Source organism: Acidobacteriota bacterium, from assembly GCA_016208495.1.
Classification (GTDB): domain Bacteria; phylum Acidobacteriota; class Blastocatellia; order Chloracidobacteriales; family Chloracidobacteriaceae; genus JACQXX01.
On record JACQXX010000082.1, the window covers coordinates 23,634 to 46,813 of the forward strand.

17 protein-coding genes are annotated in these 23,180 nt (G+C 51.1%); 3 read left to right on the forward strand and 14 right to left on the reverse strand.

Going from position 1 to position 23,180, the window contains the following annotated elements:
• Positions 1-102 precede the first annotated feature (102 nt).
• On the reverse strand, positions 103-918 hold the full coding sequence (locus HY774_16530; protein MBI4750093.1) for an alpha/beta hydrolase: 816 nt from the start codon (positions 916-918) through the stop codon (positions 103-105).
• A gap of 486 nt (positions 919-1,404) precedes the next feature.
• Here HY774_16530 and HY774_16535 point away from each other — a divergent pair, with 486 nt between their 5' ends.
• Positions 1,405-5,253, forward strand: a complete 3,849-nt coding sequence (locus HY774_16535; GenBank protein ID MBI4750094.1) for an IPT/TIG domain-containing protein — start codon at positions 1,405-1,407, stop codon at positions 5,251-5,253.
• Between the two features lie 141 nt (positions 5,254-5,394).
• On the opposite strand, the gene HY774_16540 is transcribed toward HY774_16535, so the two are convergent.
• The 3 genes from HY774_16540 to HY774_16550 all read right to left on the reverse strand — a co-directional run bounded on the left by HY774_16540 (position 5,395) and on the right by HY774_16550 (position 11,650).
• Positions 5,395-8,511, reverse strand: a complete 3,117-nt coding sequence (locus HY774_16540; GenBank protein MBI4750095.1) for a CHAT domain-containing protein — start codon at positions 8,509-8,511, stop codon at positions 5,395-5,397.
• A 173-nt stretch (positions 8,512-8,684) separates the two neighbouring features.
• Entirely contained in the window at positions 8,685-10,142 is a 1,458-nt protein-coding gene (locus HY774_16545) for a serine/threonine protein kinase (GenBank protein ID MBI4750096.1), read from the reverse strand.
• On the reverse strand, positions 10,139-11,650 hold the full coding sequence (locus tag HY774_16550; GenBank protein MBI4750097.1) for a protein phosphatase 2C domain-containing protein: 1,512 nt from the start codon (positions 11,648-11,650) through the stop codon (positions 10,139-10,141). The genes HY774_16545 and HY774_16550 overlap by 4 nt, the downstream gene beginning before the upstream one ends.
• 318 nt (positions 11,651-11,968) lie before the next feature.
• Here HY774_16550 and HY774_16555 point away from each other — a divergent pair, with 318 nt between their 5' ends.
• A complete protein-coding gene (locus tag HY774_16555; GenBank protein ID MBI4750098.1) occupies positions 11,969-12,190 on the forward strand; it encodes an excisionase family DNA-binding protein in 222 nt (73 codons plus the stop codon).
• 367 nt (positions 12,191-12,557) lie between these two features.
• Here HY774_16555 and HY774_16560 read toward each other — a convergent pair whose 3' ends face one another.
• The 10 genes from HY774_16560 to HY774_16605 all read right to left on the reverse strand — a co-directional run bounded on the left by HY774_16560 (position 12,558) and on the right by HY774_16605 (position 22,483).
• Positions 12,558-13,652, reverse strand: a complete 1,095-nt coding sequence (locus HY774_16560) for a hypothetical protein (GenBank protein ID MBI4750099.1) — start codon at positions 13,650-13,652, stop codon at positions 12,558-12,560.
• A 49-nt stretch (positions 13,653-13,701) separates the two neighbouring features.
• A complete protein-coding gene (locus HY774_16565) occupies positions 13,702-15,519 on the reverse strand; it encodes an HSP90 family protein (GenBank protein MBI4750100.1) in 1,818 nt (605 codons plus the stop codon).
• Positions 15,520-15,934: 415 nt separating this feature from the next.
• Positions 15,935-16,513, reverse strand: coding sequence for a hypothetical protein (locus tag HY774_16570; GenBank protein MBI4750101.1), 579 nt, complete (start codon positions 16,511-16,513; stop codon positions 15,935-15,937).
• On the reverse strand, positions 16,482-17,300 hold the full coding sequence (locus HY774_16575; protein ID MBI4750102.1) for an AAA family ATPase: 819 nt from the start codon (positions 17,298-17,300) through the stop codon (positions 16,482-16,484). The genes HY774_16570 and HY774_16575 overlap by 32 nt, the downstream gene beginning before the upstream one ends.
• A gap of 23 nt (positions 17,301-17,323) precedes the next feature.
• Positions 17,324-18,298 carry a response regulator gene (locus tag HY774_16580; protein ID MBI4750103.1) on the reverse strand — a complete coding sequence of 325 codons (975 nt, stop codon included), beginning with the start codon at positions 18,296-18,298 and terminating at the stop codon, positions 17,324-17,326.
• A gap of 223 nt (positions 18,299-18,521) precedes the next feature.
• Positions 18,522-19,277, reverse strand: coding sequence for an FprA family A-type flavoprotein (locus tag HY774_16585; GenBank protein MBI4750104.1), 756 nt, complete (start codon positions 19,275-19,277; stop codon positions 18,522-18,524).
• Between the two features lie 207 nt (positions 19,278-19,484).
• On the reverse strand, positions 19,485-19,850 hold the full coding sequence (locus tag HY774_16590) for a roadblock/LC7 domain-containing protein (GenBank protein MBI4750105.1): 366 nt from the start codon (positions 19,848-19,850) through the stop codon (positions 19,485-19,487).
• Entirely contained in the window at positions 19,837-20,967 is a 1,131-nt protein-coding gene (locus tag HY774_16595) for a PAS domain-containing protein (protein ID MBI4750106.1), read from the reverse strand. Before HY774_16595 ends, HY774_16590 begins: the two co-directional genes overlap by 14 nt.
• A 432-nt stretch (positions 20,968-21,399) precedes the next feature.
• Positions 21,400-21,948: a GNAT family N-acetyltransferase gene (locus tag HY774_16600; GenBank protein MBI4750107.1), complete on the reverse strand. Its 549-nt coding sequence runs from the start codon at positions 21,946-21,948 to the stop codon at positions 21,400-21,402.
• Between the two features lie 31 nt (positions 21,949-21,979).
• On the reverse strand, positions 21,980-22,483 hold the full coding sequence (locus HY774_16605; protein MBI4750108.1) for a hypothetical protein: 504 nt from the start codon (positions 22,481-22,483) through the stop codon (positions 21,980-21,982).
• A gap of 132 nt (positions 22,484-22,615) precedes the next feature.
• Between HY774_16605 and HY774_16610 the strand changes: the two genes are divergently transcribed.
• Positions 22,616-23,164, forward strand: a complete 549-nt coding sequence (locus tag HY774_16610; protein ID MBI4750109.1) for a DUF2760 domain-containing protein — start codon at positions 22,616-22,618, stop codon at positions 23,162-23,164.
• Positions 23,165-23,180 lie beyond the last annotated feature (16 nt).

A 23,180-nucleotide genomic window follows, 5' to 3' on the forward strand; every position in this document is an offset into this window, starting at 1 on the left:
ATTATGCTTGCCTGGGTTTCCCCGCTTAAAGCCTTTAATTACAGTTGATTAAAAGACTGTCAACGCGTTGACACTTTCACTTCCGAACGAAATGGGTTTGAGCTATAACAACTGTTGAATCGCAGGTTCACCCGTCGGTTTCTGAAGGGCCGGAAGCTCACTCAGTGTCCGTCCTTTGTTTTTTTCGAGGAGGCGGGCGGCCAGGACGACGATTTCCGCCGCATATTCTTCGGGTTGCTCAATCATTGGGAACTGATCCCAATCGGGTACAATTCGAACCTGAGCCTGTGGCAGTAAGGTTTCAAGCGCATTGAGTTGATTTCCGTTGAGACCTTTTTCATGTTCGCCCCATAGCAAGACCGAAGGAATATCAACCGGCGTCAGGATTTGAAACCAGTGCGGTGTAATCAGGTCAAACATCTGTCCAAACACGGAACACCGACGGTACTCTTCAAAAAATTGATCCACATAGTCGGCTGGAATCGGTTTCTCAAACAGCAGCCGTTTCCAGACTGGTCGTGCCAGCCGGGATGAAAACGCACGTTTACCGAGGGCTCGCATCCCTGGAAGATTCATCAATTGTGGAAACCAGCGTCGGTCCAGATCAGCTCCGACCGGAGCATGTAAAATTGCCCCTTCGACACTGAACGCAAAGAACTGAAGAAATTCCAGAATAATTGATCCACCAATGCCAGTTCCCAGCACCACAACGGGCTGGGTCTGCTCCTTGACGAGCCAGTACAGGTGCTCGGCATAGTCAGTGATGGTTACATAGTGTTTATTTGGTGGGACTTCGGCAAATCCAGGAAGCGTTGGTGTCAGAAACCGGATGTGAGCGGGGATGTATGGCCGGACACGTTCAAAACGAAACCCACCTCCGCCATTTCCATGGATCGCGATCAGGGTAAATGAAGTCATACCAGTTTGTAGTCAGTAGTCAGTAGTCAGTAGTTCACTAAGTCTATTTGATTGAATTACTTGAATATTCTCTAATACGATGATTCCATTGCAAAGTGGTATCATTGTCGTGTGGTGAGCGGCTGGATGTTGTTCAGGATTGGTTCCATTGGGATTCAAACCATACAGGGATTTCAGCCGGCTCAATCAATCAAAGCAATTTGTTTCCGAGGGTTTTGGTCTATAATTGGCCAATTGTCCCGCACACAGGTCGTCAAATCAGAAATCTGAAAAAAACGTAACATCGAAACTTGTTTTTCAAATTCGTTTTGGGATCACCGATCTGGACGCATATCAAAAACTCAGAAAGCTTTTATTGAAAGACCCACTACCTATAACAGAAATCCATTGTGAAATTATTGGGCTGCTTGAAAATCCTGTTTTTTGAATCGAATCAGTTAAAGCCTTTTTGATGGGTGTTCGTCGGTGATCCAGCAGGAGGTCGTTGTGAACTTTGTTGGATTGTATAAACGCCAGTTGATGGTTTGGTTCAGTATCGCACTTACCCTTTGTACCCTGTTCATTCAATTTCAACCATTCCCCACCACTGTTTCAGCGCAATCGAGTGGAATTCGCATCCGCGAAGTCAACCCGGTCGTCAACGAACAAAACCAGATTACACTCACGGCAGTTGATGCCAGCGGACAGCCCCTGGCCAATGTTGTCTGGGAATCCGGGAGCCCAGAGATTGCCTCGGTTGATGCCCAGTCCGGGCGCGTGTCTGGCGTCAGGCAAGGCTTTGCCACCATTACCGCCCGAAGCGGTGAGGCTTCCTTTTCCACCTTTGTGGTGGTGACCCGCGTCAATTCAGGACGTGGCGCCAAAGTTCCCGGCGATACGAAAACCGACGCCGACGGGAAACTCTACCTGACTGATCCGCTGGGGAGCGTGATTTTGAAAAAAGACAACCTTACCTTCCCGGCGGAAATTTTTGCTGGTCAGCGCGGCGCCACTGGAATAACCAATGGCAACCGGCGCGAGGCAAAATTCAATGCTCCGACCGCCGTGGCCGTGAACAACGGCTTACGGGGCGGGGTCTTTATCGCCGATACCGCCAACCACAGCGTGCGCAAAATTGATTTTTCGGATCAGGTTACAACCGTGCTTGGAAATGGAACGCCAGGCGTGATGAACACCGATGTCACGCCATTTGCCGCTGTCGTGTTTCGTGGGCTGCGCGGACTGGCGATTGATTCCGGTGGAAATCTCTTTATTGCCGATACTGAAAACCACGCCGTGTATTATGCCGATTTTGCCAGACAGGAAGTCAGGTTGCTGGCTGGCGCACCCGGAACCAGCGGCAAAAGCGACGGAATTGGACGTACCGCGCGGTTTTTCCGTCCCAAAGGCGGGGCAATCAGTCCAGATGGACGACTGCTGGCGATTGCTGATGAAGGAAATAACGTGGTGCGGCTCCTGGACCGGAATGGCACGGTGCGGACACTTTCCCGAAAAGCGAGCCAGCGCCCTGACTCCGCCTGGCCAATACCAAAACAAGCGAGCACGGAAATTCTTTTTGATTCACCACAAGCCTTGAGTTTTGATGAACTTGGCAATTTGTATGTTGTGGACCGGACCAGCGCCAGAGTCATTACCCAGGCCCTGACGGATCAGGCTGATGTGTTTGACCTGGCACAACCAGGAAGCTTTCGCCAGGCGGTGAGTGTGGTGGTTCGTGGTACCGAAAGCTTTGTGCTGGATGCCAGTGCTGCGACGGATGACGAAGCCGTGAAATCAGTCACGGTCGGCGGACCTGAAATCATCACCGTGGCGCCTGATTCGGTTACCATCAATGGTGGTGAAGAAGTCATCCTCACTGGACGCAATTTTGCACCGGAAAGCCTCTTGTTTTTTGGTGAAACCGTTATTTCTGAGTTCACAGTCGAAACCGCCACCCGGATTCGGTTCCGGGTACCGCCCCAAATCAGACCTGGGGTCAAAACACTGACGGTTCGCACCCGAGGTGGGCTGGCCCAATCGTCATTGTTTACCAAATCACCGTCTTTGAGCGAATTACAATCAGGTGAAATTACAACCTATGCGGGAAGTTCGGTGTTTATCGGCGATGGCGGACCCGCGATTGCCGCAACGCTGGGCGAGCCCAAAGGGCTGATGGTTGATCCGAAGGGGAATTTATACTTTGCCGATGTCACCAATCATCGGGTGCGTTTGGTGGACCCGGTGCTTGGCCAAATCTCCACGGTGGCTGGAACAGGAGTTTTTGGCGACGGGAATCCAGATGGCACTGATGCTCTGGCGGCCAGTCTCACGGAGCCGTCCGATGTGGCGATTGATTCTGAAGGAAATCTCTACACCAGTGATTTTCAAACCATTCTCAAAGTGGATGCCCAAACCGGAAAAATTCAAAATCTGGTCAGCGTGGCTGGATTGCGGGCGTTTACCATTGACGCTCGGAACCAGCTTTTTGTGGTGGATGTCAATTGCCACTGTGTCAACCGGCTGAATCCCGATTCCGGACAACTCACCCGAATTGCCGGAACGGGTCGAAATGGATTTTCGGGTGATGGCGGCCCCGCTTCAGCCGCCAGCTTAGCGACTCCCACCGATATTACGGTTGATCAGACTGGGAATTTGTGGATTGCCGATAGTGCCAATCATCGCATTCGCCGAATTGATGCCCAAACCGGAATCATTTCAACCGTGGCCGGAACTGGCGAAGGGACATTTGCCGGCGATGGCGGGCCAGCCCGTACCGCACCGCTCAATGAACCCCGAGGCGTGGCGCTTGATTCAATCGGAAATCTTTTGATTGCTGATACTTCCAATAACCGGATTCGACGCGTTGATGCCCGAACCGGAATCATTTCCACCGTGGCTGGAAGCAATGTTCAGGGAGGCTTCAGTGGTGACAGCGGTCCGGCAACCCAGGCGGAACTCTCGTTCCCGGTGGCGGTTGGGTTGGATGGGGCCGGTTCAATGTATATTTCAGATGCCGGAAATCAACGCATTCGCAAAGTGACGGCCTCAACCCAAACCATCAGTACGTTAGCTGGTCGCGGAGATAAAGATTTTGGCGGCGAGGATATCCCCGCCGTTCGAGGTCGGTTATTTCAGCCCTACGGTTTGGTTTTCGACAGCCAGGAAAACCTGTTTATTGCTGACACCCAGGTTGGACGAATCCGTCGGCTTGACCGTGAACGCCAGACCCTGCTGACCATTGCCGGGCGTCGAACCGGTGAAGGAATTGGAAATGGCGGGCCGGCCATTGATGCCTTCTTGAGTTTTCCAGCCAGTCTGGCGATGGATGGTAATTTCAATTTGATGGTGCTGGATAGTCAGTTTTCAACGCTGCGCCAGATTGTCTTCGCCACTGGTTTTATCGAATCAGTTGCTGGAACGGGAGGATTTGGTTTTGCTGGCGATGGCGGCCCCGCTCAGTCGGCAATGTTGAACCAGCCACAGGGAATCGCGCTTGACGCTGCGCGCAATATCTATATTGCGGACAGTGAAAACCATCGCATCCGGCGAATTGATGCCCAAACCCGAATCATTACCACCATTGCCGGCACGGGAACGCCAGGATTGAGTGGCGATGGTGGCCCAGCCCGGCTTGCCCAATTGTCTTTCCCAACTTCGCTGGCGTTTGATTCAAAGGGAAATCTTCTGATTGGCGATTCTGGAAACCAGCGAATTCGGCGGATTGAAGCAACCTCCCAAACGATCCAGACAGTTGCAGGAAATGGTGATCTTGGAAGTGGAGGGACGGATGGCGATGGTGGTCCGGCGCTCCAGGCCAGTTTCTCAAACTTTTTGGGAGGACTGGCTTTTGATGCCAATGACCGACTCTATGTTTCGGACACCTTCCTGGAACGAGTTCGCCGAATTGATTTTTCAACCGGCATCATCACCCGTGTCGCTGGGGCGGGGCCGGTCGGTCAATATGGCGATGGAAAATCAGCCCTGACGGCAACGTTACAGGCGCCCCAGGCACTGGCCTTTGATCGAGCCGGGAATTTGTACATTGCCGATTCCTTCAATAATGCCGTCCGGGTCATTAAAGATGCTGCCAGCGGTGGTGGAAGCCAGACTCAGGTCACCATTACCGGGGCTACCTACACCAAACCAAACCTGACCATCACCGGAACCGGATTTGGCGCCACTGAAAATCAGGTCACCATCAATGGCAAAGATGTCAGCCGGTTTATCAAAAACCAGTCAGCAACCAGCCTGGCACTCAAGGGGAATTTGAAAAAACTCAATCTCCAGCGTGGTATCAATCGCCTTGCGGTTACTGTCAATGGCGTGACTTCAAACGTGTTTGAACTTCAAATCTGAAAAAAGTGAAGTAGCGAAGTAGCGAAATAGTCAAAACCACAGAGATTTAAGGGTTGACGGCAACAACCTGAAACAGGACGATGCGCTACTTCACTACTTCGCTACTTCGCTACTTCGCTACTTCGCTACTTCGCTCTTCCTTCACGCTAATCCAAACAACTGGAATGCTGCCCAATAGTAAGGAGATTGGGTTTCCGGTGCGTGTGAATTTTTGAGAAACGAGAGCTGGGTGTTGCGCAAGGCGGTGGAAACGCTTTGTTCCTCAACCAGCAACAGGCGATAAAATTGCTGGGTAAAAGCCAGACTTTGTTCGTCGTCCACCAGCCATACCGAAGCCACCACCCGTTTGGCGCCAGCCGACAAAAAGCCATGCACCAGCCCGACGATCCCTTCTCCCCGAAGCGCCGTTCCATGGGCGGTTTGGCACCCGGTCAAAGTGATCAAGTGGGCATCCAGTTGAATTTGATGCAGTTGAAATAGATCAAAATACCCGTTTTGCGGCTCCAGGTTCTCGGAAATAAAAGACAACGCCATGGCTGATAGTTCAGGATGACGGGTATTCACCATCCCATGCGTCGAAAAGTGAAGGAAATCAAACCGCTTGAGATCCAATGATTGCAATTTCGGCAGCGACGCGTCAAACCCGGTTAACAGCTTGAGGGAGCAGGGTTTCTTTGACTCTTCCAGCAAAATGGCTTCAAAAAAATGAGGTTCGGCGGCGGCATACACCAGGCGTTCAAAGGGATTGGTTTTTGCCATGGGTGCCGGGAGCTTTTCAGACGGCGATTTGGCCAGTGCCCGGAAGCGTTTTTTGACCCGAATATCGTGCGTTTGAAAAACCGGGTCTGAAACCACCAGGAGTGAAGTCTTATGTTCAGGCTTGAGACCTGATTCGGTTTTTAGTTCTCTGAGCAACCCAAACGCGGCGGCGGATGGAAGCGAGATAATTTCCGCCCATTCAACGGCATAGGTCCGGCCAAATGAACCTGGCACCGTTAACGCCGTGAAGGGTAAATAATGGAGCGGACCGTCAGAGACAATGTACCATCTGGTTTTTGATTGCAGATGCGACCAGAGTGGACCCAGCAGTCTTTCACCCAGGACCTGACTGAGATGGTGACCTTTTTGATCGGCAGCCGCGAGTTGCTTTCGGTATTCATTTCGATGGGGGGTCGGACTGGTGTGCGTTCGCCGGGTAATCTGTTCAAACCATTCGGAAACGAGCGTTTCAAGTTCACCTCCGTTTGGAATTGAAACCGCGCAAATTTCAGTCTGGGTTACGACCCAGGCAAAACAGGTATCCGTAAAAAAAAACTCGACCAGTGCCGAGTCTGGTTCAAGCTGAGCCTGGATGGCAGCCGCGACCCCGTTGGGAAAAATGGAGAGTTCAAACCAGTTTTGCCGCCGAAGGTTCCTCCTGGATTGTTGGCGATGAAATTGAGTGATGGAAAGTTCCAGATCAGGTGAATGCGAGTTTGGATCAATCGAGTCCGGTTCCAGAGTCACTTCCTGCGGGTTGGCTGCCTCGGGTGTATGAAGAACTCGATTTTGGTTTTCTGAATGAGCTTGCCCATGTCCAAACGACATGAGATCCCGCAGCAACCGTGCCCTGGATCGCTCACATACTTCAAAAGCGGCTCTGATCTGGTTTGATGCCAGAACCGTTCCACCCTCGGTGCTGAGTGGTTGGAGCAAGAGCTCTACCAGCGCGGTATAATAAGAAATCCGCTCCCCAAGGTAAGCGGATCGAAGATTCTCGGGCTCGATGTGCTGGCGTTGGGACTCGATGATTTGAATGGCCTGCTCAAAACAGATTTGCGCCCGTTCACGATTGCCGGTTGCGGCAGCCGCTTTCCCAAGCCGAAACCGACACAGGGCATCGAGTTCGGGCTGCCGACAGGGGAGGCGGGATTCAATCAACTGCACGTGGGGTTGGGTTTGATCAATGTGCTGACTGGTGGCCAGAAGTTCAACCAGCTTGGAGCGAATGCGAAGCTCCCACTCGGTTTCGTGGGTGGTTTGGGCCAGCACCAGTGCCTGTTCAAGTTGCTGAATCGCCGTTTGGACGTCTCCAAGTCGGGAGTCCAGGCGACTCATTCGATAGAAGCACTGGGCCTGTCGGATTGGGTCGTCCAGTTTTTGCCAGTACAGGAGCGCCCGAAGCAAGAGGTCACGAGCTGACCGGACTTCACCAGAGGTTGTGGCATTGTCGGCGAGCAATTCGGCTCGAAACTCCAGCCCCCGGGCCTGCCAGCGAAGCTTTCCCGAATCCTGAGTATGAAACGGGAAGGTTGAAAGAAACACACCTGATACTGCCTGTTCATGGGTCAGGCTGATAAATCCTGGCGGGAGTTGATGGAGCGTTGGTAAATCGCGAACGACATCAATTGACGGCGGATTGACCGGGGGTAAGTGAAATTCATGGGCCGGCAGGCTGGTGTCTTCGGCAGACCAGGATTTCACCTGCTCAAGCAAGACGGCGGCCACTTCAGTTTTTCCAACTGCGGCAAACACCGTGGCCAGATTTCGAATCAATCGCCGGCGGGCTCGCTGGTGTGATTCGTCTCCGATTAGTTCATGCAGGGATAAAATAGACTGGGCTTGCTCATAGGCTGAAAGCGCCAGGTCAAATTGACCCAACTGGAAGAAAACCGTTCCGATGATTTCAGCCAGCCAGGCGCTGAGCGGCGATGGTTCCAGCCATTCAACCAGTTCTGACAGGGCTTTCAACCAATGTTTGAGGTGGGCAAACGGGAGTGTTGAATCCGAAAGTTTATTGATCGTCCGGTTCAACGTGGTCAGTGAAAGGCACACGTTATAGGCCAGGCTCGGCAGTACGTCGAATTGCTCGCGTTCGAGCGCCAATCGAATTGCCTGTTCAAAGAGAGACAGCGCGGCATCAAATTGAAGGCATTGCGATTGGGCCAGCGCCAAATCGTTGAGCACCAGCAACTGCAGGGTTGGTTCGTCTGAAGTCAGGTTTTTGAGCGCGTGTTCAAATGAAATGACCGCTTTCGGGTACACCTTTAATTGCAAATAACATTGGCCAAGCAACACCAGCGCCGGGGTTACCTGATGTCGCTGGTGAGTATCAAGCCCGGCGGCGAGTGCTTCTTTCAGATGTTCTTTCGCCGCCAGAAACTCTGATTGAGCAAAGAGTTGCCGGGCCTGGGCCAGTTGCTGGTCAATGTGCGACACCGATTCCGTTCGCGGAGGCCGTTTCAGAAATCTGGTGGAAAGCCGTTTGAAAAAGTTCATGGTGAGCAACAGAGCGAAGTAGCGAAGTAGCGAAAGAGCGAAAGAGCGAAAGAGCGAAAGAGCGAAGTAGCGAAAGAGCGAAGCATTGATTCTCGGTTCCAGTCTGTCAACCCTTTAAATCCTATGGTTTTTATTCATTGACTCTTCCACTACTTCACTACTTCGCCCGTTCACTACTTTGCTATTGGCTCGCTCCGAACCCGGATAAACCAGCCGTCCGGTGTGGTGTTTAATCGGAAGGCCGCGCCGGGAACCAAATGAATTGCCTGACCAGGCTGAACCGGATTACCGCCCGGAGACGCCATCGAGTCAAATCCTTCATTGACGAGAAACCACTGGTTTTCCATACACAGAAACCGGCCAAGCGGCGTTCGGTCGGCATCTTCAGTGGGCCGAATACTGGACCGGGCATGCCATTCAAACAATCGCAACTCCGGATAGACCACCAGCGAACGGGTTGGAACCAACTGTTTCGAAAGCGGTTCGGAAAAAAATTCCAGGATTGGAACCCAGCGAAAGACCGTGGCGCCACAAAATGGACATCTGGGTTTTTCTTGAGGGTTGACGATAAACCAGCGATGGTGACAGTTTTCATTCGGACAAGGGTGGAGATGATCCCAGGCGTTGAGCAATCCTGCTTCCAGGTGGATCGCTGTCGGTCGTAAGGCGGGCTGGTGGAGCCCCGTCACAAAGAACTGTTCCATCAGGTGTGACAGGTGAGGTCCCAGGGCTGAAACCCCAACTTCAAGATCCTGAGGCCGATTTGACGTGTCGTGCGGGTTTTCAATAAACAGGGCCTGAGGCCCCAGGGCCAGAAAGTCATCTTCTTCGCTCGAAATCGTGGAGTGAACTTTGGGGCCGATGAGCGGATGCCGCCATAACAGCAATTCATAAATGAGCACTGCCAGCGAATGGGCATCGGTTGAGAAATTGGGAAGAATTGTCAGTGGCTGCTTGTGGGGTGATGCCGAGGCACCAATCAATTCCGGCGCCATATAGCTTGGCGTTCCCAGAACGTCGGGCGGAAACTGGTCGGCAACCACAATCGAATCAACATCCAGCACCATACACCGACCAATCACGGGATCTATCAGAATGTTCTGGGAAGATAAATCACAGTGAACGAGGTTGGCTTGATGAAGTCGTCGAACGGCCCGGGCCAGCAATATCGCCATTTGCACATACCGGAGCCAGTCCCCTTTTTCAGCCGCTGGCAGTTTTGACCGCAGGGATTTTCGACAAAACCAGAGCAGTTCTTTTTCCGCGCCTTGAAATGGACCAGATGCAAAGTAGAAATTGGACGGATAGGCCGGCGCCACAATTCCCAATCTCGGCTCAGTGACAATTCCAGTGGGCCAGCAAAACAGGTTCTTGAAATATCGGGCGGTTGACTGGGTCAGCCCCGTGGCACCGCCAGCATACTCCGGGAGCGTCAGGTTGTGTTTCCAGACGATGGCTTTGAGTCGTTCAAGCCGGTTTGTGCGCTCGACTGCCAGTTCCGGATGATAGAACTGAACAACCTGGGTTCGATCTGGACTGAAGTAGGTTTGCTTCATGGCGCCAAACGGCGGATTGGCTGATTCGAGATATTCAACCGTCTGGCCTTCAAACAAGGTGGCCTTCGCGATCATGACGATGGTTCCTGTGGGTACACGACCAGCAGAGTCCGGTCGTCAAACGAACCTCGTTTCTGATAGGCATCAAGCCATTTGCGGAGGGAGGTTTCGCTGTCTTCGCCCAACAGCGGGTGGTCGGTTTGGGTGGCCAGCCACATCAACTCAGGCGATTGGAGCACCATCGCCGGTGTCAGATCCAACATGCGGGTAAATTCTTTAAACGATTTGAGATATACCGTTTCCGGGGCTGGGGTGATGGTTTCGTATTTCGATGCGGCTGGTACGCTTTGAATCTGCTCGGGTGACAGATGGTGAAGGGAACTCAGGCTGGTCAACATCTCGTCACGGTTTCCCGGTTGGATTGGCAAAATGCCGTTGATTTTCAGATCACCCAGCAGGGTCAACAATTCGGTTTCCATCGGGTAATAATCATCCGCCACCCCATCCGACATCATCAATAAGGCTTTGACATCTCCGCAAAAGACAAAGGTTCTTCGAGTCAGAAAATCAGGGTTTAATCGGTTGCTGGTGGTGAGAAATTCAGTTTTACCCGTCGGTTCATGTTCGTCTGGAATCCCCAGCAATTTGACCGAACATTTAGAATCAATGACGGCTGTCATTCCATCTCCGATTTGGCAGGCGACCACCAGGCTGGTTGCATTCTTTTGATCTGGAATGGGGATATGAATGGCCAACAAGAGGGTTGACGAAAAATCCTTGAGCGAGAGCCGTGACCGTTCACTGGGTGTGAGAAACGAATCATCAGTCAGGAGAGCATGTGCTTTGTGTTCGACGGCACGCAGTGCTTCACCCGCCGCCAGATGCAGTGACGTTTGGAGGTACTCCACCTCTGGATCCAGATAGGCCGACCGGTCTCCAGGTTGAATCGGACGCGAAAACCCGGCCTGACACCATTGTTGCGAATGTTCAAGCCGGTGGCTGGCTAACCGCCGGGTTAATACCTCAACCGCCCGTTGGCAAGATACCTTGGCGCCAATTCTTGAAAATCGTTTCGACCCGGCACCATCTGCCAGTGCCAGGATTGACCAGTTTTGAACCGAAGCAACTTCAAACCAGTCATCACAATGCGAGCCTTCATGCTTATGTTTTTTTCCGCGAACTCGGGCGCCGAGTACTTCAAAGCCGGTTGGCAGGTGAGCTGAAAATGTGACTGAATCGGGTCTTGGTTCTGGTCCGCAGGGTGAAGGAAGGTAGCGCCACCGGGGCCCAAAAATGATATGTTCCAGGGATGGAAGCGGATCGGTGGGCAATTCGTCAAAGTTTTCAGGAAGAACTTTAAACTCTCCGGTGATGGCTGTTTCACGGGCCAAATCAATCAGGTTTGAACCCGTGGCCGTTTTGAACCGATCTGGCCGGGATGGTGAAGTGGGCGGCCCAGATGCCGGACGGGGGAGCAACCCAGTTTGGAAATTTTGGGACGGGGGGCTGTCCACGGTCGAGGGGTGTGGACTTTCAGCCGGTGAGGGAGACTTCAGGTCATCCGGATCGAATTTATGTGTCATGAAACTACCCTGGAACCAAGATTGAGCCGTTCCGTTTCGTGGATTGGTAATCTCTTTTTTACTACAAGTCCAGTATTCGGCGAAAGTGTCCCTGTCTCAAACAGGCTCAAATTTCCTTATCCTGGTGCTCTGGGCCATATGCCTCCCAAGACCGCCTTCTTCAGCACATTGTGACGAGACCATTTGGTTCAGCCTGATGTTGCTTGACAACCAGCCCCAGTACGTTAAACATAGATCCCACCACAAGGTTTAACCGGTCATTTGTTCAATTCATCCTCCCCCAACACGGTCACAAATGGTCACCAACCTGGAATTATCATGGACAACAAGGAATATTTGACCATCGAAGAAAGTGCGGAAGTGCTTGGAGTTGATCCGTCAGCCGTTGAAAAGCTGGTTCAGGACGGAGTCTTCCGCGCCGTGCGGTTTGGTGTGGAACGCAAAATTGGCCGTAATTATGTCGAAGCCTTTCGGTCAGGCCGGATTCGTGCCCCACGCAAAAAATTCCCATCCCCTTCAAATGATTCAGGGCTTTCGTGAGTAGACTTGAGTCAGTAATGCCAGTTAAGAGTTGAAAAAAGAGCGGATTTGAGCCCAGGAAATCCCGCGTAGGCAGTAGCCCAGGGTGCAACCCCATAAGCGCCAGGATAAGGGTTTTAGGCCCGAAGGGTCGTCGTGTAATAGCCGTGGTGCGAAGCCCACGGACCTGGCCAGGACGGGATCCAGGCCCGACACGAACGTCGTTCAATGCCAACGGAAAGGACACGGGGTTTCTTATCCTGGCGCTTATGGGGTGCAGCCCTGGGAAAAGGTGGGGAATGACCCGAATTCCCAGGGCTCAAAGACTCGCCCAGGGCTACGAGCTGGCTGGGCTGAGAACCAAAACGGCTTCAACTCTTAACTGGCATTACTGATTACTGACTCCTTCGTATCCTTCACAAAGCAGACGCCGGTAAAAATCGTTTCCGTTTCGAGCATCAAATTTCTCAGCCAGACTGCTGGCTTCGGCCAGGACCCAATCCAGAAGCTTTTGAATTGAATAGAATTCTCTGCCAGATGAAAAAGGGCAGGTCGGTGGCAAGTACAGATGGATTTGAGATTGTTCCTGGCGAAGCAATTGTCGAAAAAGGCGAACACCAGTCATCCAATAATGAAGCCGCTCTAGCCCGAGCGGGGAATTGATTACCTCGGGAAGATACTGCTCAAACAGCTTGAGTGCGGCGATTTCGTTTCCGGTCATACATAAAAAAGCGATGTGCTGCTGAGCCAGGAGTATGCGTTCGACTTGGGAAGGTAATTTCTTGACGCTCATTAAATGATAGTGAACAGCCTCGGAGGCGCGCCTAAGTTTTAAGAGGGGTAACAGCAACGTTGTCAATACTTTGACTTGAAAATCCCGCTGGCAGGTGGCTCGATGGTGGAGTAAGGGGGTTGCCATTTCGACTGCTTCTCGATGCTTCCCCAAAAAAATCTGAAATTTCACGCGGGCTAAAAGCGCGCACGCCTCACAGGGCCATTCTCCTTTGGCATGCACCGAGTATTTTTGCAATTCACGATAAAGATCAGTTGCCCGGTCAATCTGACCCAGATCCCAATTGACCGACCAGCTAACAAACACTGACCTGAATTCCCCATATCGGGTGAATCTCAAATCCCGGTCCAGTTCAGAAAGCGAAGTATAAATATCGGTGATTGAAATACCTGGAAATTGAGGAAGTTGCTGGATCACAAACGGATAAAGGACATTGATCAATTTGGTGTCGCGCGGATCCTGGCTTCGGGCTTTTAACCAGGCAATACTGGCCAGCAACTTTGGGATTTGCCGGGTATGAACCAGCGCCCGAATCAATTCAAAGTGAAGTGTTCGGGCCAACACCTCATCCTGGGCCGTTTCCGCCAGACGGAGTGCTGATTCAAGCAGGCGGATTTGTGGGGCGCCGTGAAGTTCCTGGGATTGATAGATGAGTTCATAAACAACGGAACGGATATCTGAAACAGCCATAACACCTGGTGTATCAAAAAATAGCCTGACCAGCGGGAACAATTCCTTTTCAGACAATCAATTCCTTGTGGGTTTCAATTCCCCAATCTACAAACCCAAGGAGCCCCTCATTTAAAAGCGCGAGTTCTTTTTCCGTTAATGGATGATGTCCCATCAGAAGCGATTGAAGGTACAGAAACCGAATTGACAGGCGGAGAAGATTTGAATTTCCCAGGTCGCACAATTTTTGGATTAATGGATTGTTGTAGTTAAAGCAGAGTTGGGCGTGTGGTTCGGTCGTGAGTGATTCCTGGGAAAGGCTGGTGAGAATGGATGCCAGCACATCGTCGGAATGCTCTTTGGTGCGTTCAACTGACCTCAAAAAAGCCCCGGATTCAGTCAGGCTGTACAGCGCGGGCACGGTCGGTGGGTCAAATTTCTTTAAGGTAACAAAACAATGAAATGGTTCGAGGACCTGTTCGGCGGCCTTTAAAAACTGGAAAGTGCTCAAATCAGCGTCAGGGTTAAGCTCTGAAAACTGTGAGGAAAGTGATAACCCATTGATGGGTTCCACCATCGCTTCAGGGTCCAGCTCAGCCAACTTTTCAAGTAATTGCGAGTCATAGGCATATCCGGCGTTGATGACACACAGGTTTTGAGACCTGGCAATCGGCAGCAACTGTCGAAATTGATCCAGTTCAGATGCAAAGCGGATAACCTGATTGTTCCGGCGGTACTCACCAAGGGTGAGGCGACCATGAGTTGTTTGAAAGGGAAACAAATCAATGAACAGGTGAAACAATTCATCGTCAAATAGAGCCAGGTATTTGATTGAATGGTGGTGGATTGTCAGGATTTTTTGGAGCCGGTTGGGGTCACGGGCAATGAGGTCCAGGAGAAATGATTTAAGAGATTGTCCCAACTCTTCCCGAACTGCTTCAACCTTCTCGTCTTCATAAAAAGATTCACGGGAGGCGGTTGGCCGTAAATCATTGGCGTTTATGACACAGGTCACAAAGAACGCCCAGTCAGGCAAGAGCTGATCAATGTTTTCCGACAGCAACATGTTTTTCAAGTAGGCCCGGTGTTTGGGTTTCGCACCCGGATGCATGGCAACCGGAAGCACAAACGCAACCCCTTCGACTTCACCAATTTGGCTTCGGATCGGAAAGCAATCAATAAAATCAAATCCCAGAACGCGTTTTCCATACCGGAGTCTGGCCCGTTGCTGTTCCAGCAGGTTGTGGTTGGTGATTTTCCAGGGAGGCTGTTCCTGGTTCAGCACCTCAAACCCCTGTTCGGTTTCAAACACAATCTGGGTGGGTAGAAAACAGCCGAAATGTCGAACCAGAGTTTTGACGCACTGAGGTTCAAAGAATTCCAAAAATCCAGGTTTGCACCGCAATCGGATGGTTGTCCCAGGCTGAATTTCCCGGGATAAGGGGGTTACGGTGTAGGTACCGCAAGGGAAGCCTTTCCATTCCCAGCCGTGATTTTCGGAAATTGACCGCGTCCAAACCGTGATTTCAGTACTGACCAGAAAACAGGACAATAACCCGATTCCAAATTGTCCGATGAAATCCAGTTGTGAGTACAACAACTCATCGTGCTTGCTGGATTTCCCAATCGTTGCCAGAAAATCATGGATTTCGGCTTCAGTCAGCCCAATGCCATTGTCGGAAAATTGCAAAACAGGCTGGAAATCAGCCGAATCTTCAATCCGAATGACAATCCGACCATCAAAAAATGGATCCACCTTTTCCCGCGCCCGAACTGCATCAACGCTGTTTTGGAGAAGCTCCCGGATAAAAACTTGTGGGCTGCTGTACAGGTGATTTGAAAGTAAATCAATGATTCCACGGATGTTAACTTGAAATCGGTATGTCACGGAAGATTCACCACTTCGGAAAGGATGTTGGGGTCCATCTTTCCGAAGTGATTTTGGCCCGCGAAATATTTCAGGGAATTTAGGAGAGTTCGTTTGGCGTCGTGTCATGACAGGAAAGGTAGCCGTTGAATTCCAAGATGAAATAAAAGAGGGACTACCTTTAAAAGCGAAAAACTGTCAGGAAAAGGGCCACGGGTTGGGAAAAAACAGGGCTGAAAAAACCAGGGCTTGGGGCTTGGGGCTTGGGGCTGAAAAAACCAGGGCTTGGGGCTTGGGGCTCAGGGCTGAAGACTTCGGGGTCAAGGCAGAATTCCCAATGTCTTCAGCCCGTCTTCTTCAACCCCGAGTCTTCGAGTCTTCAGCCCCAAGCCCATTTTCTTCAGCCCCAAGCCCTGGTTTTTTCAGCCCTGGTTTTTCAGCTCAATGCCTGACGAACCTGATCAGCCACCATCCGGGGGGCAACAACTGGTCCGAGGAGCCCAAGCTGCAATGTCCCAAGCTGGCCAACGGTAACGTTAAACCCGGTAACCCAGCCCGTTGCCTGTTCAAAGGCCACAATCGGCGACGTTTCAGGGAGATCCGGCAATTGTTGGGCTTGATCGAGGGCAATCGTCAATCGGGCGCCGATTTCCTGGGCTTTTTCGGGTGTGACCAGACCCTGATTGGCGACCACAAATCCTTCTCGATCAATCAGAAAGGCGCCAGATCCATTGATGGCTTCAAGACACCACTTGAGAAGCTGTTCCCAGGTTTCTTTTCCATATAAATCATCAGATAAGGGTGGAAGCGACGGAAGAACCGGTGCGTCTGGGGGCGCTGATTCAGCCTTGTCTGATTGACCGGTAAAATGTTTCAAATGAAAGCAGATATAATTTGGCGGTGCTGGTGGTTGCCGGGGTGTGGGCGGCGACAACCGCGTCTCAAGGCTTAGTTTGTGACTAATTTGGCGTGCTTTTTCCAAATCAGAGCAATTGACGTTGCTGGCGTTCGACATGGGTCACCTCACTCATCAGACTGAGCCGCTTCATCAGATAATCAAGTTCGGCGGCGAGGAATTCGAAACGGCGGGCCTCGGGTGAAACCGGACCTCCCAGAAAACCAACCGGAAGCCCCTTCTGGCTGGCTTCGGCAAATAAATCAACCCGGGGAATAATCGTATCGAGCACACCGGAAAAATTTCCCCACGCCTCGCTCAAAATGGAGAGTGCATTTGGCTGATGCTTTTCAACCAGCGTTAACACCAGTCCAATCAACTGTAATTTTGGATTTTCGTTGGTTTGAACATGTTCAATCACCCGCAGAATTTGTGAAATTGAGCGCAGGGCCAGCGATTCGGTTTGAAATGGCACCAGCACAAAATCAGCATTGGCCAATGCCGCTCGGGTAATCAGGCCCAGGCCCGAGGGGGTATCAAAAATAGTGATATCTATATCATTTTCAACTTTGGCCAGGGCATCTTCCAACACACCCGGTCGAAACAACGCTTGCTCATATTCCCCGGCATCAACTGGATCCAGCTTTCCTCTGGGGAGCAGGCGCAGTTTAGGCATTTTGGTTTGGAGCACGGCCTGTTCTGGCGTGGCCTGGCCCATCAACAGGTCGGCCAGCCCTGACAATTCAGCGTCTTCTTTTCCCAGTGAATGGCCGATTCCACCCTGTGGATCCAGATCAACGAGCAGTGTACTTATTCCTCGCTCGGCCATGGCAACCGCGAGATTGAGGGCAATGGTCGTTTTCCCGACCCCGCCCTTAGGACTTGCGATACAAATTCGACGTGACATGACTCTTTCTCCTCGAAGTTTTATTAAACAGGTGAGGAATCGGGCTCAGTGTTCTCCACCACGATTCCCATTTCATGGAGGCGTTTCACATTGGCTTCCACCCGACGATTCCCTGGTTGAAGCTGGTTTGCCAGCAGAAAAGCCCGGAGTGCGGCCTGATATTCTTTATTGAGCAGGGCATTGATTCCGGCTTCCCAGGCAGTTTCAAATTCATCAACTGGTGGTGCTGGATCGGCAGGTGGTATGACCCGGTCCTCAAGCATCACGGCTGGTTCCAATGTGGCCTGTTCCAGGTCCTTTAATTCCTGTTGCAGGTCACCGGCTTCTTTCATTTCGTCGTGGATCCGTGCTGCCTCCATCAGCAACGCCTCCCAGCCAAGCTCGATATTGCGCTCGTCAGGTGATTGGAGCAGGGTGCGGCAGGTCACCCGGAATTCCCGGCCAAACAACAGCCGGCGGAAGGCGTCTTCGCCATTCCCGAGTGGATCCCGGGCATTCCAAACTTTTCCTTCAAAAACCTGAATGGTGCCAACCGGCGTGCCATTCTGGGACATATCAATCGTGACTGAGTGTCGTCCCAGACAGGCAAGTTGGACAAAGTCAACGGCTGAAAAGGGCGGGTCCGCGACCTGTTGTTTGGTGATCCCAACTTTATTAACCACAATCTGGCGGAGTTCTTCGAGGCTGACGGGTTTGTCTCGGACTTCAACCGCCGCATGGCGGGGAATTTGGGGGGCATATGCCTTCAAGTAAGCCGAAATAAAAACCACTGGAATTTTCCAGCCTCGTTTTCCCAACTCACCCAGAATCTCAATGCCTGACCGGTCAGGTAAATCAAGGTCTGAAAAAATCAAATCGGGCGGTTGTTCGTCGAGATGGGTCAATGCCTCGGTCAAGGTTCCAGCTTCAATGGTGACAATCCCGGATAGTTTGCTGATTCCTCGGGCCATTGAGGCTCTCAGGACCGCTTCGTCTTCGATGATCAATACAACGGCCATAACATACTCCTCAGACTGGAGGGGATTGGGGGCGACACAAGGGATGAGAAAACCAGGGCTGAGGGCTTGGGGCTGAGGGCTGAAGACTTTGGGTTGAAGAATTGGTTTTATTTCATCCCTCATCCTTCATCCCTCATCCCTTCGATTGCTCCGAGCTTGCGAGTCTTCAGCCCCAAGCCCTGAGCCCGTTTTCTTCAGCCCTGGTTTTTTCAGCCCGCTTGAATTACCCAGGGATCTGAAAAGCTTCGGGCATGAAGTCAACGCCACATTCAAGATCCGCACACCAGTTGATAAACTGATTGACCAGTGCTTTTCCTTTAAAATAGGCGCCGTGTTGCGGGGCAATCATTTCGATATCAAGGGTTCGCGCCATTTCCGCCCAGGCCCGCATGACTTTTCGGGAGGCCATATACCGCCGGTGAAACCCTTCCATATACTGGAGATGCTGGTCAAAATCAGTGACTTCCCGATAGTCCATCCCTAATGAGGCCCCAAGGTCACCACTAAAATAGATTTTTGATTCAGGGTCGTAGACGTGAAAATTTCCCGGAGAGTGCATAAAATGCGCCGGAACAAAGATCAGTTGACACCCGGCCAGGTCATAGCGCATTCCCTGATCAGGAATCGGATGCAGGCGATCAAGCACCAGCCGATCAAGCCCAAAATGGGGCACAAATCTGACCCACAGCGCTGAAATATACGCCTGGGCATCCGTGGTCATCAGCCAGCCATTGGCGGCGGCAATGATGTCTGGGTCCTGATGAGAAAAAAAGATGGTGGTTAATTTCCCGCCCTTGAGCAGCCCCGTGGTTTCGCTGAGGGCTTTGTTATAAACCTTGTGTCCTCCTGGATCCAGGATCATCCCTGCGCCATCATGGACGATAACATATTGATTGGCCTGTACCATCTGGCCATGGCCAAAATCTTCGAGCAGGAAACATTTGTGCAGTCCATTATCAAACAATACTTCGGTTGGCATGATTTTTCTCCTTGTTACAATATGCCGCCACTTTTCGAATCAAATCTTCAGACTGTCAGTCAAGTGACCAGGCAAATCCCAAAAAGCCGCCTCGAAAAACAATTGTAAGATGTAGTAAGTAAAACAATGCCCGGTGAGGATATGTTGAACATATTGTTTTTCAAAGGATTATGGCGGTTCTTGCCCTGGTTGTATGGGTGTTGTGAATTACAACACCTTTTTGATTTCCTGAATGGCACGGCTCATATCGAGGAAAATCAATCCCAGTTTGGCTTCACGGGTGGTCATAACCATCAGCAATGTTCCTTGTGAGGCCGCCGCCATGACAATATAGCCGTTGGCCCCACGGATGAGAACCTGCTCAAGCTGCCCGCGCTCGAGTTCAGCCGTGGCTCGACTGCCAAGACTTAAAATCGTGGCGCTAATTCCAGCCACCCGAATTTCCTCAATATGTTGAGGCAGGGCGCTGGCGATGACCAGTCCATCATCGGTCATAATGGAAGCAGCCTCAATATCGGGCGTACTCGATTGCAACGCCCGCAGAATTTTGTTGAGTTCATCAGTTCGAGACATTCTTCCTTCCTCCTGAATACTCACCTTCCAAGGTGGTGGTTGCAAATTGAACTGAGCGCGGAGTCCCCAGAGCCGGCTGGCGTGGGATAGGGACAGGCAATAAAACTGTGACCTGGGTTCCGTTTCCTTCGCGACTTTCAATCAACAATTTGCCATGTGCCCGGTTGACCACGGTTTCACACAGGGCGAGCCCCATGCCACTGCCGTTGGGTTTTGAGGTAAAAAACAGTTCCCGACACCGGCGCAACGTTTCCTGGTTCATTCCGATGCCAGTGTCACGAATAACAATTTTTAAGACCCGGTCGTGGTCCACCAGACAGGCTTCAACCGAAATTTCATCTCCGGCTTTACAGGCATGGATGGCATTGTTGACCAGATTAAACACAATGGCCCGAATCGCCGCCGGATCAAGGTAGAGCAAGGGAAACGGCTGGACTTTGCACCTGGATAGAATCCGATTGCGTTTCATTTGGGCTTCCAGAACCCGAAACGCTTCTTCAATCGCAAAATCAATCGCGGTGGCCTTGCGGGTACACATGGTTAAATCCAGCAGACCAATTCCTTCAAAGGCGAGCTTCATCCGGCGGACTTCGCTCAAAATGGCGTGTAATTCGGTTTTGACATAACCTTCGGGAACATCTTCAATCAGGACTTCGACTGCCGTGGTAATCGCGGCCATTGGGTTTTTGAGTTCATGCAGGATTCCGGGCAGCACTTCACCCACGGCGGCGAGTTGGAGCAGGCGGTCGCGTTCATTGCGTAACCGTTCAAATCCGGTGATGTCTTGAAACAGCACGGTGAAAAATTCCGCCTGGAGTGACGCTTCAGTCAATCCAGTTCTAGCGATCTGAAACCCGATGGTGATATCGCCATTATCGGGTTGTTTATAGACACACCGGGTTTGGTGGTCTTCTTCAGAACGATTTTCAGGCAGGGTGAGATGGGCTGCCATGCCAGGAAGAATTTCCTTGAGGAGAAACCCGATCAACTGATCACGTGATCGGTGCAAAATAGCTTCTGATTTTTGATTGGCGTAGACAATTACACCAGCTACATCGGTCACCAGGACTCCAGCCGGTAGCGTGTCTAATACTTGAACAGATTTTTTGGATTCCATAATGCCATCGGGTACCAGCCTCTGTTCCGACGGATGGTTTTATTGCGAACCATTCAAAGCTTCGGCAACGAAAAGAGAGGTGGAGCAGGTTTTTCTTCAAATGGGATGGTCATTTCATTGGTTGCGGCAACCTTGAAGTGAAGGGATAGACACCACACTGCAACCCAAAGGCCAAAACTGACGATTGTTCGTTTTTTTCGGGGAAATCAATTGAATTGTCTGAAATTAGACCGCCTCAGATGGATTCTGAAGTTAGAAAAAGTCACAACTTATTGATCTCGATGGAATAATCCTGGTTGTGATTTATGATCCACTGATGCTGAGTGAGTGGGGAAAAATTCGCTTTTATGTGCGAAATGTTCAAAAAATCACACCTGTACTGGGAAAAAATCCGAGTTGGCTGGAAAAATCCGCAGGCCAGAGGGACCTGGTTTATTTCACCCATTGCCGCTGGTTCAATTGAAATGTGTGCTCCTGACAGGGTTCATCATTAAAGTAAGCCGTGTCTGTTTGCACCAGTTGAAAACCAAGTTTGACCAGGACCTTGATGGAAGATCCGTTTCGGGTATCTGTAATAGCGGTGAGGTCGGTGACTGGGGTTTTTTGAAATAAGAGGTCAATGGTTGCCCTGACGGCTTCAGTTGCCAGCCCGCGTCCCTGATGCGCCCGGCAAATCGTGTATCCGATCTCAGCCTGATGGATGTCATCGGCATGAAAATGTACGCCGATATCCCCAATCAATTCATCAGTTGACGGCAACGCCAGGGCAATTTGAAACCAGCGGCCAGCAACGCCAAATTCAGCCAGATTCATCTCGCGGACAAAATTTTGAGCCGTCTCAGGTGAAATATTAGACCACCCTTGATAGCGAGCAATTTCGGGATCATTGCGATACATCAGAAAGGTGTGCCAGTCCGCTTCTTCAAAGCGTCGCAGGATCAGGCGGGAGGTGGCAATGGGAAAACATTCGAGGGGCAACATAGGTATTTCCTTCAAAATCAGGTGGTTGACATTAACCGCAAATCTGCCCGAGTAGCAACCATAAACCAATTCCAAGAAGACAGCTCATTAGTAGAATATACCTTTTATAAAGCCATTGAATTTTCCAGGTGCTGGCATTGGGAATTCTTGATTGAAGCTGTTCACAGAGTCTTTCTCCGAAGACTTTTCCACTTGGCGGTACAACCAGAAGCATAAAAAACCCCCAAATAAGACCGGCAAAACAGTTCAGGAGAGGATCATGGGGAGTAAGTTTTAAAGCAACCAGTAGTTCATAAAATAATGTAATCAGTAGAGAGATCCTGGCACCAGAGACAAACCCGTACACTCCAGCTTCACGAACCAAGTCGTTGGCAAGATCTTGCTTTTCATTTCTCTGGAGATAGAGACCAGGCTTTGGAATTGTTACTGACTGACAGCGAGTGCAAATATTGCTCACCGGGTCAAAACAGTCTGCCTGATGGCAGATTTCACAGCGCTGAGCCAGGTATTCTTTCTTGATTTGCAGGCGTTCCATATTTTTCCTCAACGCGCATAACCGGCCTTGATGCCAGGAATCCTTTTGTTTTCAGGGTAGAATTTGATAAACAAAGGCTAACGCATTTATTTTTGATTATCTTGCAGATTCTTACCATTTACAAAGGGTCTTATGATTGGATTTGGTCAACGTCTTTCTTTTGCCATCAAAACATTTCTGGCGCTGCTCACCAGCGGGAAATTGCCGGAAGATGTGGTGCGCGAACTGATTCCGCCGCCGCCACCCCCTCCGCTTCCGCCTCCCGCGCCCAAGGTGGTTAAACCGGAAGTCAAAGTTGAGGAATCCTGTGATCGGGCCATTCAACTCCTTGCCATTTTACAGCGTGACGGGCGACTGGTTGATTTTTTTACCGAGGATATTTCTCCGTTTACGGATGCCCAGATTGGAGCGGCGGTTCGGGACATTCACCAGAGCTGTCGCAAATCACTCGAACGATATGTGAAATTTGAACCAGTCATTCCGCAAGCCGAAGGACAAACCGTAAAAGTGGCCGAAGGCACCAACCCCGCCAGTATCAAGCTGATGGGAAATAATGTCGGAAAGCTGCCGGTCAGTGGGGTGCTCCGCCATCGTGGCTGGCGCGTGGCCAGTATTCAACTGCCCCCGCTGCCCGAAGAAAAAAGCCGCACGGTTGTTTTTCCCGCGGAAATTGAGACGTAGGGGCGGACCAACGTGT